12 protein-coding genes are annotated in these 15,277 nt (G+C 58.4%); 6 read left to right on the top strand and 6 right to left on the bottom strand.

Annotated elements, in window-relative coordinates; all coding sequences use genetic code 11:
- Nucleotides 1–5 precede the first annotated feature (5 nt).
- Nucleotides 6–1,577 (bottom strand): ABC transporter substrate-binding protein, encoded by a 1,572-nt coding sequence (locus tag AO242_RS29150; protein ID WP_099271417.1) that lies wholly within the window; start codon nucleotides 1,575–1,577, stop codon nucleotides 6–8.
- A 92-nt stretch (nucleotides 1,578–1,669) separates the two neighbouring features.
- Complete coding sequence (locus tag AO242_RS29145) at nucleotides 1,670–2,974, bottom strand: M20 family metallopeptidase (protein ID WP_099271416.1); 1,305 nt, start codon at nucleotides 2,972–2,974, stop codon at nucleotides 1,670–1,672.
- A gap of 70 nt (nucleotides 2,975–3,044) precedes the next feature.
- Here AO242_RS29145 and AO242_RS29140 point away from each other — a divergent pair, with 70 nt between their 5' ends.
- On the top strand, nucleotides 3,045–3,815 hold the full coding sequence (locus tag AO242_RS29140) for a GntR family transcriptional regulator (protein WP_099271415.1): 771 nt from the start codon (nucleotides 3,045–3,047) through the stop codon (nucleotides 3,813–3,815).
- Between the two features lie 370 nt (nucleotides 3,816–4,185).
- Here the strand turns inward: AO242_RS29140 and AO242_RS29135 are convergent, their stop codons facing one another.
- The 4 genes from AO242_RS29135 to AO242_RS29120 all read right to left on the bottom strand — a co-directional run bounded on the left by AO242_RS29135 (nucleotide 4,186) and on the right by AO242_RS29120 (nucleotide 7,700).
- On the bottom strand, nucleotides 4,186–5,160 hold the full coding sequence (locus tag AO242_RS29135; protein WP_099271414.1) for a GlxA family transcriptional regulator: 975 nt from the start codon (nucleotides 5,158–5,160) through the stop codon (nucleotides 4,186–4,188).
- Between the two features lie 4 nt (nucleotides 5,161–5,164).
- Nucleotides 5,165–5,707: a cysteine hydrolase family protein gene (locus AO242_RS29130; protein ID WP_099271413.1), complete on the bottom strand. Its 543-nt coding sequence runs from the start codon at nucleotides 5,705–5,707 to the stop codon at nucleotides 5,165–5,167.
- Nucleotides 5,708–5,823: 116 nt separating this feature from the next.
- A complete protein-coding gene (locus AO242_RS29125; protein ID WP_099271412.1) occupies nucleotides 5,824–5,970 on the bottom strand; it encodes a DUF2256 domain-containing protein in 147 nt (48 codons plus the stop codon).
- Nucleotides 5,971–6,161: 191 nt separating this feature from the next.
- The gene (locus AO242_RS29120) at nucleotides 6,162–7,700 is read right to left on the bottom strand and encodes a cryptochrome/photolyase family protein (RefSeq protein WP_099271411.1); all 1,539 of its coding nucleotides are present in this window, start codon (nucleotides 7,698–7,700) and stop codon (nucleotides 6,162–6,164) included.
- 220 nt (nucleotides 7,701–7,920) lie between these two features.
- On the opposite strand from AO242_RS29120, the gene AO242_RS29115 reads away from it, so the two are divergent.
- From AO242_RS29115 to AO242_RS29095, 5 genes are all read left to right on the top strand, one after another.
- On the top strand, nucleotides 7,921–8,595 hold the full coding sequence (locus AO242_RS29115) for an HAD family hydrolase (RefSeq protein WP_027899612.1): 675 nt from the start codon (nucleotides 7,921–7,923) through the stop codon (nucleotides 8,593–8,595).
- A 324-nt stretch (nucleotides 8,596–8,919) separates the two neighbouring features.
- Nucleotides 8,920–10,041 carry an AAA family ATPase gene (locus AO242_RS29110; protein WP_099271410.1) on the top strand — a complete coding sequence of 374 codons (1,122 nt, stop codon included), beginning with the start codon at nucleotides 8,920–8,922 and terminating at the stop codon, nucleotides 10,039–10,041.
- Entirely contained in the window at nucleotides 10,038–10,472 is a 435-nt protein-coding gene (locus AO242_RS29105) for a bpX5 domain-containing protein (protein ID WP_099271409.1), read from the top strand. Before AO242_RS29110 ends, AO242_RS29105 begins: the two co-directional genes overlap by 4 nt.
- A complete protein-coding gene (locus tag AO242_RS29100) occupies nucleotides 10,472–12,310 on the top strand; it encodes a hypothetical protein (protein WP_099271408.1) in 1,839 nt (612 codons plus the stop codon). The genes AO242_RS29105 and AO242_RS29100 overlap by 1 nt, the downstream gene beginning before the upstream one ends.
- Complete coding sequence (locus AO242_RS29095; RefSeq protein ID WP_099271407.1) at nucleotides 12,303–15,203, top strand: bpX6 domain-containing protein; 2,901 nt, start codon at nucleotides 12,303–12,305, stop codon at nucleotides 15,201–15,203. Before AO242_RS29100 ends, AO242_RS29095 begins: the two co-directional genes overlap by 8 nt.
- The last annotated feature ends 74 nt before the right edge of the window (nucleotides 15,204–15,277 follow it).

The raw sequence follows: 15,277 nt of genomic DNA, 5'->3' as shown, positions 1-15,277 counted from the left end.
TCGGTTCATCCACGCTTGGGCGCGCTGTCGTCCAGCCACGCCTGGTCGAGCCGGAACACTGCACCGCGTGGGTGCAACTGGTAGCCCTGAACGTAGTTGCGTTGCGCGGCCAGCACATCGAAGAACGTCGGAATCAGCGAAGGCACCTGCTCGTGCATCAGTTTCTGCGCGGTGGCGTACAGGGCGGCGCGCTTGACCGGGTCATCGGTGCCACGGGCTGCAGTCACTGCTGCGTCGAAATCGGCGTTGTTCCAGCGGGTTTCATTCCAGGCGGCATTCGAGGTGTACAGCAGCGAGAACACCGCGTCGGCGGAAGGCTGCATGTTGTAGAAGCCGACGTAGAAATTGCCTTTCTTCCAGACCTGATCCAGATAAGTGCTGTTGGCCATGGTCGCAACATTGATGTTGAAGCCGGCTGGCTTGGCCATTTCGCGCACAGCAATACCCAGTTGAGTACGGGTGGACGGTTTGTCCGAAGCCACCAGCGTGATGTCCAGACCATTGGGATAACCGGCGTCGGCCAGCAGTTTCTTGGCCTGATCGATATTGGCCTCTCGCAACGCGATATCGCTGTGGTAGCGATAAGCAGCATTGAGCGGGGTGTCATTGCCAGGAGTCCCAAAACCTTCCGCCACAAAATCCACGAGGGCAGCGCGGTCGACGCAAAGAGACAGCGCCTGACGAACCCGCACATCGTTGAACGGTGGCTGATCGCACGCCATGTTGATATTCAGGAACTGCCCGGACGGGACGCGGAGGCCTTTTACGCCGCTGGCAGCACTGAGACGGCTGAACTCTGTGGCTTGCGCCGAGAGCATCAGGTCAATGTCGCCTGACATCAGCGCCGAGCTTTCCGCGGACGGATCGGGATAGACGCGGATTTCAATACGATCCAGATGCGGGCGCTCCGGGTCATAGAAGTGTTCGTTGCGGGCAACCACGACCATGCGTTCCGGTTCGAACGACACCAGCTTGAACGGACCGGTGCCCACCGCTTCGCGGGACAGTCGAGCCAGGTCGCCTTGCACGATGGCGGCCGGGACGATCTTGGCGTCCGGGTAGGCCAGGCTCACTGGCAGGTCGGCATACGGGGCGCTGGTGGTGATTTTGACGCGCAGGTCATCCAGCGCTTCGACAGTTTGAATCGGGCCGATGTTGCGCAGGCCGGGCGAAGCGGTTTTGGGATCAAGGATCGCTTGCAGGCTGGCGGCGACGTCCTTGGCGGTGCAGGCGCTGCCGTCGTGGAATCGCAGGTTGCTGCGCAACGTAAAGGTCCATTCGGTCAGCGTATCGTTGTGGCTCCAGGATTGCGCCAGATCCGGTTCGGCCTGCATGTCCTGGCTCAGGCGGGTCAGACCGTTATAAAGCAGTTCGCTGAGCAGATATTCGGGGTTAACCCGTGCCAACAGCGGGTTGAGCATGCCCACCGCCTGGTCGACGCTGATACGCAGCGTGCCGCCTTTGCGTGCAGCCGCCGCAGCCCATAGCGTGCTGGAAAACGGCAGCATGGCCGCGCCGGTAACGATGGCGGAGGTGGTCAGAAAACGACGACGGTTGAGCCTGAAAACGTTAGTCATGGCGATACTTCACTTAGCAATGAGTGGGCATAGGGCAGCCAGGTAAAAAGCCGATAACCAGTCTTGATGCCGGTCTTCGGTGTTTCCAGTGTTCAGTCAGCGGGTGATTCAGCGGGTGATTCAAAAGAATCCGGCGAATCGAAATCAGCGGCCAGATAGGCCAGAATCGACTGCGCCAGAGCCACCAGGTCGCTGCGTGTGGTGTACTCGTCCGCAGCATGAATACGGCTTTCCGGGCGGATCAGTCCACCCAGCAGAATCTCCTGAATCCCGGCTTGCTGCACCCAGCCCATGTCGGAACTGCTCGACGAGCCATAGCACTGAAACTGCTCCGGGGTGAACCCGAAGCCAACGCCCAGCGCAGCCTGCCAACGTGGCCAGTGGGGACCTGTAGGTTCGGCCACCGGAGCCAGATGACCAATTACTTCATGCTCGACGGACAGTGCTTCGCTATCTGCCATGGCGCTCTCAATGCAGTTTTTCAACTCAGCCATGACCTGTTCGTAAGGCTCCTGTGGCGCATAGCGGCGATTGATCAGAATCTCGAACTGCGCGGGGACAGTTGATCCCTTGCTGCCACCGTGGGCGGCGGCCAGAGTCATGCGTGAAATCAGCGGGGCGCCGTTGTAATGCGGCGGCGAGGGCATCGGCCAGGCTCGTTTTTGCACGTCGAGCTTCAGGCTGTGCAGCGCATTAAGCAGCGGCAGGCTCTGTTCAATGGCATTGATTGCATTGACCGGCTCACCGGAGTGCGAGGAGCGGCCTTTGACCGTTATCTTCAGATCGATACTGCCAAAGCAGCCCGCCCAGATCCGGGGTGCTGCGCCGCCGTTGAAGCTGAGGATGTGGCCTTCGACCAGTTGTTGTTCGGCCAGGTAACGGATGCCTGGGTACAAACCGCCTTCTTCGTCAGTGCACAGCAACAACGATGGGCAATAGCGCAGCGGCAAATTGAAACGCTGGGCAGCGCGCAAGGCGGCGAGGGTAGAGGCGATGCTGCCTTTCATGTCAGCAGTGCCGCGGCCAATAAGTTTGCCTCCGACCTCGGTCAGTTGCAGCGGTGGCTGAGTCCAGCCGTCGCCCGGCGGTACGGTATCGACATGGAAATATAGGCTGCAGACTTCCTGATCGCCGGTCTGGCGAGCGACAACATTGATGCGTTCGCCATAGGCTTCGCCGCTGCGGGTCTGCCACAGTGCTTCGGGCACTGTGACGCGGCGCGTTTCCATCCCTAACGGCGCGACCAACTCATCCATGAGGTCGGCGAACGCGCCGTAGCCCGCCCCCGGAGGAAAACAGGTGTCTACCGCGATCATGCGTTGCAGATCGTGGATGAGCGAATCATGATCCGCCTCGATCGACTCGAGTGCCTGTTTCAGCGCCGCATTCGTCGTCATTTTTCGCTCTCGATGTATTTCTATATAGTTTATAGTTAAGTATCCATGCACGGCCCGTCAAGGAAAAAAGATGACAGACAACAACCCGCCGCCTGCACCTGTGAATTTCTCGCGATTGAGCGAAAACGACAGCGCGCCCCTTTATGAGGTTGTCAAACGGCACATCTCCGAGGCGATCCTTCTCGGCGAATGGGCCAGCGGCACGGTCATACCCAGTGAGAATGCTTTGGCGGCCGATTTCGGCGTTTCAGTCGGCACCATCCGCCGCGCGTTGGCCGAGCTGGTGTCCGAAGGGATGCTGATGCGTCGGCGCAAGACGGGCACCGTGGTGACGGGCTGGGCTCCGCTTCACAACCTGCGTTATTTCTTCCAGTACTTCCGTTTGCACAATAAGGAAGGCGCGCTGCTGAAATCGCGCACCGTGTTGCTTGATTATCAGTTGGGGGAGGCGAACGCCAAGGACGCTGAAAAGCTCCTGATTGAAGAGGGAAGCCCGGTTTATCGCTTGCACCGTCTACGCAGCATCGATGGTGTGCCCGCGATGCACGAGCAGTTCACGATCGTGGCCAGTAAAGTGCCGGATTTCCCTGGCCCGGACGAACTGCCGGAGCTGCTCTATCGCTATTTACTGGAGCAATACGGCCTGCGCGTTGCCGCTGTGCGGGAGCAACTGACGGCCGGGCTGGCCAATGACGAGGATTGCCGGTTACTGGAACTGACTGCGCCCCATGCGGTGATGATCATTGATGCGGTGTCTTTCGATCAGGCCGCCACGCCGGTGATGATGACGCACCAGCGCGCAAGTACTGAGCACTTCATGTACGTCAATGAGATTCGGTAGGCTGCGTGCTCTTTGCTGGATTGGCGTGAGCCCGTGATGCCGCATCTTTGGCCAGGGATGTTCAGCGGATGTACCGACGTCCTCCCGGCTGAAGCCAGTCCTACGGATTGCGTAGACTCTGTGGGAGCAGTGCCTGACACCACGCTGTCGCGGTGCTCGTGAGCTCCCATCAAACAACACGTAACTATCTGAGTTCACAAAGAACCGGTGGGACCGAATTTATTCGGGAAGAGGCCATTACATTCGCAGCATTTTTATCGCCAAGAATGCCGCCTTCCCGGATAAATCCGGTCCCACCAGTCCTCTGTTTGCTGCGCGACAGCGTGGTGTCAGGGACACAGGGGCGACTCCTACAGAAAAGTATTCCAATTCAACCCGAGCGGCTTTCCGACGGTGGCGTGGCCTCATACTTGCCCCAGATCCGCCGCAAATGTCGCGCCGATCCAAACCCGGCACGCTCGGCTATCGCTTCCATATCAAGGGTCGATTGGGCCAGTAGTTCACGGGCGACGCTGACGCGCAGCCGGTGCAGGTAATCAAGCGGGCTGATGCCTGCGTGCTCTTGAAATAACCGCGCCAGATGCCGGCTGCTGGTGCACGCCATGCTCGCCATGCGGGTAACACTCCAGTCGTCACAAGGCGCCGCAGTGATTGCGTCCTGCACACGGTGCAGCGCGGGATGCAGATGATTGCGCCCGGCAATCCAGGGCGATAGTTGCGGGTCAGCGCCGCCACGACGCATGTACACCACCATGTCCCGCGCCACAGAACAGGCCAGTTGCGGTCCCGCCAGCTCTGCGACCAGATGCAGCATCAGGTCGATACCTGCGGTGACACCAGCGCTGCAACTGATCGGCCCGTCAGTGACATACAGTCGGTTCTCCAGCACCCGCGCGTTGGGTGCAATGGTTTGCAAAGTGGCGCACAGAGAGTGATGAGTCGTGCATTGCCGACCCTCCAGAAGGCCCGCTTTCGCGGCGATCAACGCTCCTGCGCAGATGCACACCAGCCGGTTTCCTGATGGCGCAAATACCCGTTGCAACCAGTCAGTGACGACCACGCTGGCCTGCTCGAACTGAAGCTGCTGTGCGGGTGATGTCCCGGTGGTAGAGCCGACCAGTACAACCAACGTCCCCGGCATCAGAGAATCAGGCAGTGGTGCCAAACCGGACAATGGCAACCCGATTGAAGATTGCAGCGACGCAACCGGGCTGACGTAGTGCAGATCAACCTTCAGCGCTGTTTCGCTCTCACCTTGCGCGGCAAGCCGCAGTACTTCCGCCGGGCCTGCCAGATCAAGCATCAGCACATTGGGCAGCAGTACAAACAGCACCGGGATCGTCATTGTTTCAACCTTCGAGCGCCTGGGTAACGGTGACGATCCGGGCAAAGCGATCTTCCAGCACCAGTTCGGTACGCTCGCGAATCTCTGCGGGGCTGTAGGTGCGACCGCTGCGTGGGTGAGTCATGGGGAAAGTCAACGTCGCCTCGCTGACGAAGTCTACGGAGAAGCCGCTGTCTGAGGCTTGCCGTGTGGTGGTTTCGCAACACTGTTCAGTGCGGATGCCGCTGATGATCAGTGAATTGATATGTCTTTCAGTCAGCCAGGCGGCGAGTGGAGTGCCAGCGAACGCGCTGTGAAAACGCTTGTGAATGACCACATCCGGGTTGATGGACAATTCGTCGAGGGTTTTCACATAACCTGACGCCAGAGAGAAGTGTCCCTGCTCCTCGACGTGGAAGACTTGTACCACGGGGATACCTTGCTGGACACACCCGTCAATCAACGCTTGCTGGTTTTTCAGGTAAGTCGGGAGGTCAGTTTCGGACCAGTAGGTAGAGTGGCGGAACGAGTGCTGCACATCAATGACGATCAGGGCTTTGTTACTCATGGTCTGTTCTCTTTGCTGTGTCAGAGGCGCTTAAGAGATCCCATGGTAAGCACACAGCGGTAACGACGATAGACATGGGCAGGACCAGTGCAGGACCGTTTCGGACATCTGGCTTTCTAACTTGAATGCTCGGCGCGCTTGTTTCGTCGGCAACGCTCCGAGCAGTAGCGGACTTCATCCCAGCAACGCGCCCACTTCTTGCGCCAGGTAAAAGGCAGGCCGCAGACGACGCAGGTTTTTACGGGCAACTCATTCTTTTTCAATGCATCTCCTGTCCAACAAATGCCACTGCCTGATTTGGAATGTTTATCTGTAGGAGCGCGCTTGCCCGCGATTCGGTGTGCCAGTCGATACATATATTGGCTGCGCTGACGCTATCGCGGGCAAGCGCGCTCCTACAGGTTCTATGTTTGATTCGCGACAGCGCAGCGTCAGGCTTAACAAACGATTTGCTTTAAACCATCTCCCCAGCATCCAGCATGGCCAGCAACATCTCGCCGCGCTGCCAGAGTGCTTGCTGTTTCGATTCAGGCATGCGATCCAGATTCTTGTAGATCATGCCCATGCGCTGATTACCCCGCAGAAGGTTGCCGTGACGCATCAGGAAGTGCCAGTACAGCGAGTTGAAAGGGCAGGCATTGTCAGCCGTACTTTCAGTCACTTTATAGGCGCAGTCCCCGCAGTAGTTGGACATGCGTTTGATGTATTGACCGCTGGCGCAGTAGGGTTTGGAGCCGAGGTAGCCACCATCGGCATGCATGACCATTCCCAATGTGTTGGGCAGCTCGACCCAGTCGAAGGCATCCATGTAAATCGCCAGATACCACTCGCATATCTGCGGCGGCGCGATGCCGGCAAGCAGCGCGAAGTTGCCGGTCACCATCAGGCGCTGAATATGATGCGCATAGGCGTATTCCAGGCTTTGACCGATGGCCTGACTCATGCAGTTCATTCTGGTTTTACCGGTCCAGTAGAACTCCGGCAGCGACCTGGTGTTGCCGAATGAATTGCCGCTGGCGTAGTCCGGCATTTTTAACCAATAGACGCCGCGCACATATTCACGCCAGCCGATCAGTTGGCGAATGAAACCCTCGGCGGCATTCAAGGCAATACTGCCTGCCCAATAGGCCGATTCCACATCGCTGCACAGTTGACGAAGGTCTAGCAGGCCGATGTTCAGCGCGGCGCTGATGCGGGCGTGGAAAAGGAAGGGTTCGTTGCTGGCCATGGCGTCCTGATAATCGCCAAAACCGGCCAGCCCGTAATCCAGAAAATATTCCCACAGCGACTGGGCTTCGGCATGCGTCACCGGGTAGTCGAAGTTATCCAGCGCACCGTAGTGACTGGAGAACCGGGCCCGAACCAGTGCAATGACTTCCTGAGTGATGGCGTCGGTAGAAAACCGCGCGGGGTAGGGCGCGCGCACGTTCTTGGGCAACGCTTTGCGGTTTTCCGCGTCGAAGTTCCAGGCGCCACCGACCGGGGTGCCGTCGCCATTGATCAATAACCGACTTTTGCGGCGCATTTCCCGGTAGAAGAACTCCATCCGCAGCTGTTTTTTGCCTTGGGCCCAGTCAGAGAATTCGCCACGACTGCAGAGAAAACGCGTGTCGCTGTGCCACTGAATTGCTAAGCCACATGTCTTGATCGAGTGTTCAAGACGCCAGTCACCGGTCTCGGTCAGGTGAATTTCTTCCGGCTGCAACGATGACTGCCAGCGATGCAACTCGGCAGGCACTGAGCCGGTGTTCAGTGAGTCATCCAGCCGAACGTAGTGAACACGAAAACCACGCGCCTTCAACGCCTCGGCGAAATGCCGCATGGCACTGAAGATCAGTGTGATCTTTTGCGGATGATGGGGCACATGGCTGGCTTCCTCCATGACCTCGACCATCAACACGGCATCGCTTTCGGCGTCCAGACCAGCCAGCGAAGCAAGGTCAAAGGACAATTGGTCGCCCAGCACCAGACACAATCGGCGAACCGCACTCATCAACGCATCTCTCTGTTCAAAACGTCCTTCCTGATGGCTGTAAGCCGAAGTGATGCAAAAACCTGTACCAATGTAAATTCTTGTACAAGTATTTCATAGGTCTTTGTGAATATGGCCGTTCAGCGCATTTGGAAAGGGAACTGAAGAAAAACCGAACACCTCAGTTCACAGGTACTCAAAAAATGGAGACGCCGATTCAAACTCATTAAAGGAGCAGCCCATGCGACCGCAAACTTCGTTCATCTTCGATCTGGACGGCACGCTTACAGACAGCGTTTATCAGAACGTTGCAGCCTGGAAAGAAGCCCTGGACTCCGAGGATATTCCCCTCGCGATGTGGCGCATCCACCGCAAGATCGGCATGAGTGGCGGGCTGATGCTCAAGACCTTGTCGAGAGAAACCGGACTGGACATCAGCGAAGCGCAAGCCAAACGACTCAGCGAAAAGCACGCAGAAGCCTACGAGCGGCTTCAGGGCCAGATCATCGCACTGCCCGGTGCCGTAGAGCTGCTTGATACGCTCAGCCAGGACAACCTCAAGTGGTGCATTGCAACCAGTGGCGGGATTGATACGGCAACGATCAACCTGAAAGCACTTAAGCTGGACATCAACAAGATCAACATCATTACCCGTGATGACGTGAAATACGGCAAGCCTGATCCTGATCTGTTCCTGGCCGCAGCGGAGAAGCTGGACGTGCCTATCGAGGAATGCCTGGTGATTGGCGATGCCGTCTGGGACATGCTTGCTGCACGCCGCTGTAAAGCCACCGGTATCGGCTTGCTATCGGGCGGTTATGACATTGCAGAGCTTGAGCGGGCAGGGGCCTTGCGTGTGTATGAAGACCCACAAGACCTGCTGGAACATCTGGACGAGATCGCCTCACGGCCATGACAGGTGGGGGTCAGGCTGTAGGAGATCTCTCATCGTCCAGAATCCGCGCTGTCGCGCAGCAGACATGGGACCTGTAGGAGTGAGCTTGCTCGCGATTACGTCAGCACAGGCAATATATTCACCGACTGATAGACCGAAATCGCGAGCAAGCTCACTCCTACAGATCCTGTGTTTGCATCGCGACAGCGTGTTGTCAGGAATACTTGGCCGCCCCTATCAAACAATATTCAACTATCCGAAAACTGACATTAATCCTGTTACTGAACTTGTCCGCCGAGGCCGCCGTCAGGCAGAATCTTCGGCTTCAGTTTCAGGGAAGACCCCATGATTGCCTCATTGCAGAGCGCCGCGTTGCACATTCGCCAGGCTGTTCGTGTCGCTGCCGAAGGTTTGGTTGGGCGTGAGCAGCTCGCCGAGTTGATTGTTCTGGCTGCCGTTGCCCAGGAGCACATTCTGGTGATCGGCCCGCCGGGCACTGCCAAAAGCGCAGTGGTGCGGCGGGTGGCCCAATCCATGGGCGGACGTTATTTCGAGTACCTGCTGGGGCGCTTTACCGAACCTTCCGAGCTGTTCGGCGCGGTGGACCTGAAGAAGTTGCGTGAAGGCACTGTCGAAACAGATGTCAGCGGCATGCTCCCTGAAGCCGATATCGTGTTCCTCGACGAGGTGTTTCTGGGATCTACAGCCATCCTCAATACCTTGTTGGGTGTGCTTAACGAGCGACGCTTTCGCCGCGGCCATACGCAAATCCAGTGCCCGCTTCGCGTCTGTGTCGGTGCGGCAAATGGCTTGCCGGACGACGAGGCATTGGCAGCGTTTGGTGACCGTTTCCTGTTGCACCTGTTCGTTGAATCAGTCCCTGACAATCAACTGGAGGCGATGTTGGCGGGTGGCTGGCAGTCGGAGCAGCGCCCGGTTCAGCAATTATTGGGCTTGAGCCAGCTGGACACCCTTGGACAGGCGCTGAAACAGGTTGACCTGACTCAGGTTCGGCCGTCCCTGGCTCGCGCGATCCGGCGTCTGCGTGAGGCCGGTATCCAGCTCTCGGACCGCCGCATCGTCAAGTCTCAGCGACTCATCGCGGCGGCCGCATTGTTGGGCGGACGCCTTGAGGCCAGTGAGGCAGATTTGTGGCCGCTGCTGTATGTGTTGCCTACCAAGGAAACCCAGCAGCATGGTCGCGAAGTCCTGCGGGACATCTTTGCGCAGTCCAGCAACAGTCACTTGTTCAGTGCTGTGGAGGAGGCGACTCTGCAGCCGATGTCACGGCTCAGCCGTCTGCTGGAAACGGCGGAGGATTACCTGGCCCGTAGCGAACCACCGGCTAGTCCTTTGGTTGAAGGTTTGCTTCGCGAGATCGACGCCAACTTCAACACTCAGACCATACCCGCACGATTGCAGGAAGTACGTGGGCAATTAGCCCAGATGCTGTCGACATCGGCATGAGTGCTTACGCAAAGACCTGGAGTTGGCGGCCTCGTCTGACTCCGGCCGAGCCGCGGGCTGCCGTAGCATGGGGCGAGGCAGCCCGGCGCCTGCACGCACGGTTGTCATTGGTTCCGGCTGAGCAGGCTGTACGTCTGCAAGTCACAGCCAATCGCGATGTAATGGTGGTGTCCGGTGCTGTTGGCGAATTGCCGTGGGTCGATGGGGTGGAATACGCGGCAATGGATGAGCGTGCGCCCGGCTTATGGTTACCCACCAGTTGGGAGCCCGATGTGCCAATCGATCTACTGGGGCAGGCCTTGTCGTCCAGTTTTTCGCGCTCACCCCTGCTGCTGTGGCGTGAGCCGTCCGCCGTGGTGCCCCTCGATCGTCAACTTCCGGTCACGTCGGAGCACTTGCTGATCATCCAGGATTATTGGGCGCAACGCTGATGCAATTACCTGATGGCCTTCAACCCTGGCGCCAGTGGCTCGAATGGTTTGCCCCCGAGCATTTACCCCTGTTCGCCGACCTGCTGGGGCGTCTGAATCCAATACTCGGTCCGTTGCGCGGCCGACAGCAAGGCGGTGTGCCCGAGCCCGACGGCCTGGGTGATCTGCAGCGTCGCGGACCTTATGAGCGTTTACTGTCCAGCGAATGGTTACTGGCCGATGAGGTGCCCGATGAGTTTTTACGGCGAGCCGCAGCCGGCGAGCACCTGTTTGTGGCACCGCAATACCACACTCGGCAAGCAAACCGGCTGATAGTAGTGTTGTTTGACGCCGGTCCTTTGCAGTTAGGCGCAGCGAGACTGGTTCACCTTGCGTTATTGATATTGCTTGGACGCCGCGCCCAGGAAGCGGGTGCCCAGTTGCGCTGGGGCATTTTGCAGCAAGCGCCTGAGCTCTATGAACTCGATTCGTCTGCACAGCTCAGGCGGCTGCTTAACGCTCGTACTTATGAGGTGGTGAGTAACGAACACTGGCAGACCTGGCGTAACTGGCTTACCGAGCAGCAACATGACGCCGGAGAGTGCTGGGTCGTGGGGCAGCGTCTCCCCAATACGGACGGACAACTCTGTACCCACAGGGCTCAAGTGCATCGCAGTCTCGACCGGGAAAGCTTGTCTTTTGAGCTGCAAAGTTCTGGCAATCGTCGTGTGTCGCTGCCCATCCCGGACGAACAACTGGCCCTGCAGCTACTGAAAGGTCAATTCGTCGGGGAAACCATTGAGGCTCCCGTACTCAAAGGCAGCGTGCCGCGGGTATCGCTGACCTCGCTGCCGGTCATTGCTAGCGCGGGCACTCACATCGCGATGAAAATGCTTGATGCGCCTGGTGTGGTGTTGATCGAGCTACCAGCAGCCGGGCAAAAAAAATCGCTCGAAATTCGCCGTCAGCTGTGGAACCCGGCGTGGACGCCGCTCAGCCTCACGTTCATGCACAACAAACTCGGCGGCGTGCTGAGTAACCATCAGGAGCTGTCCTTCTGGAACATGTCAGGACTGGTTTCTGTCGTTAAACCGGAGCCCGACGAGCTGAAATTACCACCAGGCACGGCCAGTTTTTTGCCCGTCGTCTGGTTGCGCAACAGCATTACAGGCCGCCTTTTTCTGCTGGATAACCAGGGGCATCTGGCTTTTTGGGCGATAGCAACGGCGCGTTCGCCCGCTAAACCCAAGTCAGGCGTTACTCATTACCTGGCGGACAAGGTGCTGGGCCTGGCCAAAGTCGACAAGGACCGGGCAGCCTATGTTCGCAGTGACGCCGGACGTTTATACGCTCACTCGATCAATGCTGAAGGCGTGGTTTCACCGGCTTACGTAGTGGGCGACGGTAAAGGCGTCACTCAGGTGCTGTTTGCCGGTGGCAAGCAATGGCAGAGCGGTTTCGGCGGCTGTGCGCTGCTTACCGTTACGCCTGAGGGCGAGCGCTGGCAAGTGGTTGCTGCGCCGAATGCTTCGATGCCGACGCAGACTCTTCATCTGTCCAGTGGCTGGAAAGCAGTCGGTGTGTGGCAGCAAGAGGGCGATGATTACTGCTCGATGGTTGTGTACAGTTCCAGGCGGCAATCCGTCACGCTACGAAGTGGTAATGGGCAATCGCGTGTGTTGTTCACGACCTCTAACCCCATCGCCAAAATCAGCTTTTGCCCTGTCAGCGGCCTTATCGCCGCCTTGACCAGTGCCACCCGGGAATTACTGGTTTATTCGTTGCCACTCAATGCTCTGCGCCTGCAGATATTCTGCAACGAAACATCGGACGAACACGGGGAGGGCACGGATGCTTGAGCATGACTCGACACTGATTCGCCGTCCGGTGCTGGTCGGTCATCAGCACATCGAAGGGGTATGGTTCTCCCACGAAAGGTTTGACGAGCAGGAACGGGCGAGACTGATCCTCGATCAATGGCAAACGGGTTCAAGCGCCTATCGTTTTGCCGACGGCGACTTGCTGCGTTTTGGCCAACCCCTGTCTGTGATGTGTGAAACCCAGGTGGGCTGGCCGCTGATACGTCAGGGCGACGCGCTGTGCTCGGCTCTGCTGACCCCGCAAGAAGCGCGCAGCCTGCCCGCAGCCGATGTCTGGCTGGTGCGTGCCAGCCACGTCAGCGCGTTGCAATTGCGCGATGCCAGGCTCATTAATCCAGCGCAATGGCTCGATGTGAGTGGCTACACCTTGCTGGAGACCTATGACTGTCGGCGCGCATTGCCGGAGCCGGTCGTTGAACCGCCTGCTATTGCGTCCGACGTGCGGGAGATCCTCGGCGGTGCTCTGCGGCCTGTCAGCCCTGAGCGGGAAGATGTGATGAAGGCGCTGCTGGAACGCAAAGGCAGCGCGCCTGAAAAAATCCCTGATCAGGCTGCCGGTAGACCAGCGGATAACCCGTGGAAGAGCCCCGAGGTGGCATCGCTACCCTGGCTGAAGCTCGGTATCAGCGGGATATTGGTTGCCGCTTTTATCTGGATGGCTGTCAACGATAAGAAAGGCCAAACCATGTCGCCGCCGGCGGCAGATTCCCCGGATGTCGGCGCAGTGATTCTGGGAATCCTGATCAGCGCAACGTTGTTTACTCTGTTGCTGCTGTGGATTCGCCGTTTTTTTGCTGGCCAGCCCTCCGGGGCGTATGGGGTGCCTCAATCCCAGAGCCAGCCGGGGATTGCACCTCGCGCCACGCCCACGAAGCCCAGGGTCAATCGATGGCGTCGCTGGCTTACACGCCTGACACTTCGCTCACCGCTTTCCGCGCTCTATGGCAAACGCCAGGCAGAGTACATGCGGCGCATGATGGAAATGTTCGAAGACGGCGATCTGGAAGAAGCCCTGCGCCACGCCATTCCACTGGAAGGTGGCCAGAGCACGGGGGAGCAGGCATTTGGGACTCCGCAACGGCGCCAGGAGCTTGTTGTAGGTGAGCGTTCCGGACCTGCTAACGCGATGCTTTTTGAAGATGACTTTAAAGACCGCCTCAAGCACTTATACCGGAAGTCGTTTGAAAGGCTCGACCGGGAAGGCCGTGTTGAAGAAGCAGTGTTCGTTCTGGCCGAACTGCTGAAAGAGCGCCAGGAAGCGCTCGACTATCTGGAAAAGCACGAGCGGTACCAACAAGCCGCCGATCTGGCCCTGACGTGGGACATGCCCCCAGCGGTGATCGTCCGCTTGCTGTGCCTGGCCGGTAACTGGCAGCGAGCGGTGCTGGTAGCTCGTCGTGACGACGCGTTTGCTGATGCCGTGATGATGCTTGAGCAAAAACAGCCTGAAAGTGCCGGGCGGTTGAGGCTTGAGTGGGCAGAGTCGCTTATCGGCAAAGGGCTGTGGTTGCAAGCCGTCGACGCCATCTGGAGTTTGCCCGGCGAGCGCGCCCGGGCGGCTCAATGGTTACTTGATGCGGAGGCCGCTGGTGGACGTCTTGCCATCAGAGCGCTCGTCAAACGAGCGATCCTGTTACCTGACACGCTGGCCGCCTATGGGGAATGGGTGGAGCAGCTCCGCGATGATCCTCAGCGCTTCGCCGAGCGCGCTGCCCTGGCGGAGGCATTGTTGCAGCACCAGAGTCACGCAAAAGCGCTGGCCTGGCTGACCGGCGCAACGATACACGCGATCATTGCCGATGAAGCAAATGGGCAAGGGAGGCTGACCCATAATCAGTTGCAAGCGCTGGTCATAATGAGCAAGGACAAACTGCTCCAGGCTGACCTTCCTGGCAAAGCGTTGCCTCGCCGGGGTAAACAGCCTCTGGATAGCGTTGAGGCGACGCTTGAATGGTCGGCACCCGCAATGGGGAGCAGGGTCATACTGGATGCCGTGGCACTGGAAGACTCGCGTTACTTGCTGGCATTGGGCGAGGCGGGTGCAGTGGTCGTCGACGCATCCGGCAAGCGTCTTTTTCACTTTTCAGTGCCGGCGCAAGCCATCGTGATGGCCCACAGCCGACAAGTGGCGCTGGTGCTGGTTCGCCGAAGCGAAGCCTGGCGGATCAGCAAGCTGGACCTGGTTAACCGTACCGCAACGGATCTGGGCGTACATAAGTTCGACGTATTCGCCAGGATCTTCAACGGTTCGTCCTGGACCATTGGGCAAAACCGGCAACTGCGGGTGGTCGACGTGGATCGAGGGCTTGAAACGTTGTGGCATGTCAGTGATCTGCCAGGCCGCATCCTGGGCCTTAAGGATGATGCCCATGGCGAATACCTCTGGCTTTACGACCCTGAGTCGGGCAGTGAGCTGTGGCATTACCGCCTGCCGGATCGTCGCCTGATGAGCCGCGAACCTGCCTCGAAGACCGTCTTTGATGACGGCCGTCAGTTGTTCAGTGCATCCAGTGACGTCGTCGAAATCCGCATCAAGCGTGAAAGAGAAGATGATCCCGTCCTTGTGATCGAGCAACGTGGCAGCCGCAAGGGCTATCGCTTGCCTGGGTGTATTGAAGGGCCTGAAGACGACCCTGTTGAAGTGCTCCTGCTTGAGCACTGGCTGCTCACTGGTTATCTCGTTTCTGATGATGAAACCCGCTGGCAATTCATCCACCGCAATAGCGACCGCCTTTGCGCGACGCTGCAATGGCCTCGACCCGAAGTGAGGACACGCCTGTCAGGAGCCGACTGGCTCATGTTTGACGATCAAGGGCGGTTGAGTCATATCAATGCGGAAGAGGGCACTCAGCGCAATTTGACGATCAACTAAGATTGGATCGGGTGTTTACAAGGCTTGGGCGGGAGTTCTGGGTAGGCCTGTCTGTGAGCGAAGTAAGCTGGAGT

The sequence above is a fragment of the Pseudomonas sp. ICMP 561 genome, from assembly GCF_002699985.1.
Lineage (GTDB): Bacteria > Pseudomonadota > Gammaproteobacteria > Pseudomonadales > Pseudomonadaceae > Aquipseudomonas > Aquipseudomonas quasicaspiana.
The sequence above is the reverse complement of the archived record's forward strand: the minus strand, read 5'-3'. Positions and strand labels throughout refer to the sequence as shown.

Bases quoted from the DNA above. Each gene is read 5' to 3' on its own strand.
- AO242_RS29135 (WP_099271414.1), bottom strand. From the start codon at position 5,160: ATGACGATCCCGGTGCTGTTTGTACTGCTGCCCAATGTGCTGATGCTT.
- AO242_RS29095 (WP_099271407.1), top strand. From the start codon at position 12,303: ATGCTTGAGCATGACTCGACACTGATTCGCCGTCCGGTGCTGGTCGGT.
- AO242_RS29105 (WP_099271409.1), top strand. From the start codon at position 10,038: ATGAGTGCTTACGCAAAGACCTGGAGTTGGCGGCCTCGTCTGACTCCG.
- AO242_RS29115 (WP_027899612.1), top strand. From the start codon at position 7,921: ATGCGACCGCAAACTTCGTTCATCTTCGATCTGGACGGCACGCTTACA.
- AO242_RS29120 (WP_099271411.1), bottom strand. From the start codon at position 7,700: ATGAGTGCGGTTCGCCGATTGTGTCTGGTGCTGGGCGACCAATTGTCC.
- AO242_RS29145 (WP_099271416.1), bottom strand. From the start codon at position 2,974: ATGACGACGAATGCGGCGCTGAAACAGGCACTCGAGTCGATCGAGGCG.
- AO242_RS29130 (WP_099271413.1), bottom strand. From the start codon at position 5,707: ATGAGTAACAAAGCCCTGATCGTCATTGATGTGCAGCACTCGTTCCGC.
- AO242_RS29140 (WP_099271415.1), top strand. From the start codon at position 3,045: ATGACAGACAACAACCCGCCGCCTGCACCTGTGAATTTCTCGCGATTG.
- AO242_RS29110 (WP_099271410.1), top strand. From the start codon at position 8,920: ATGATTGCCTCATTGCAGAGCGCCGCGTTGCACATTCGCCAGGCTGTT.
- AO242_RS29150 (WP_099271417.1), bottom strand. From the start codon at position 1,577: ATGACTAACGTTTTCAGGCTCAACCGTCGTCGTTTTCTGACCACCTCC.
- AO242_RS29100 (WP_099271408.1), top strand. From the start codon at position 10,472: ATGCAATTACCTGATGGCCTTCAACCCTGGCGCCAGTGGCTCGAATGG.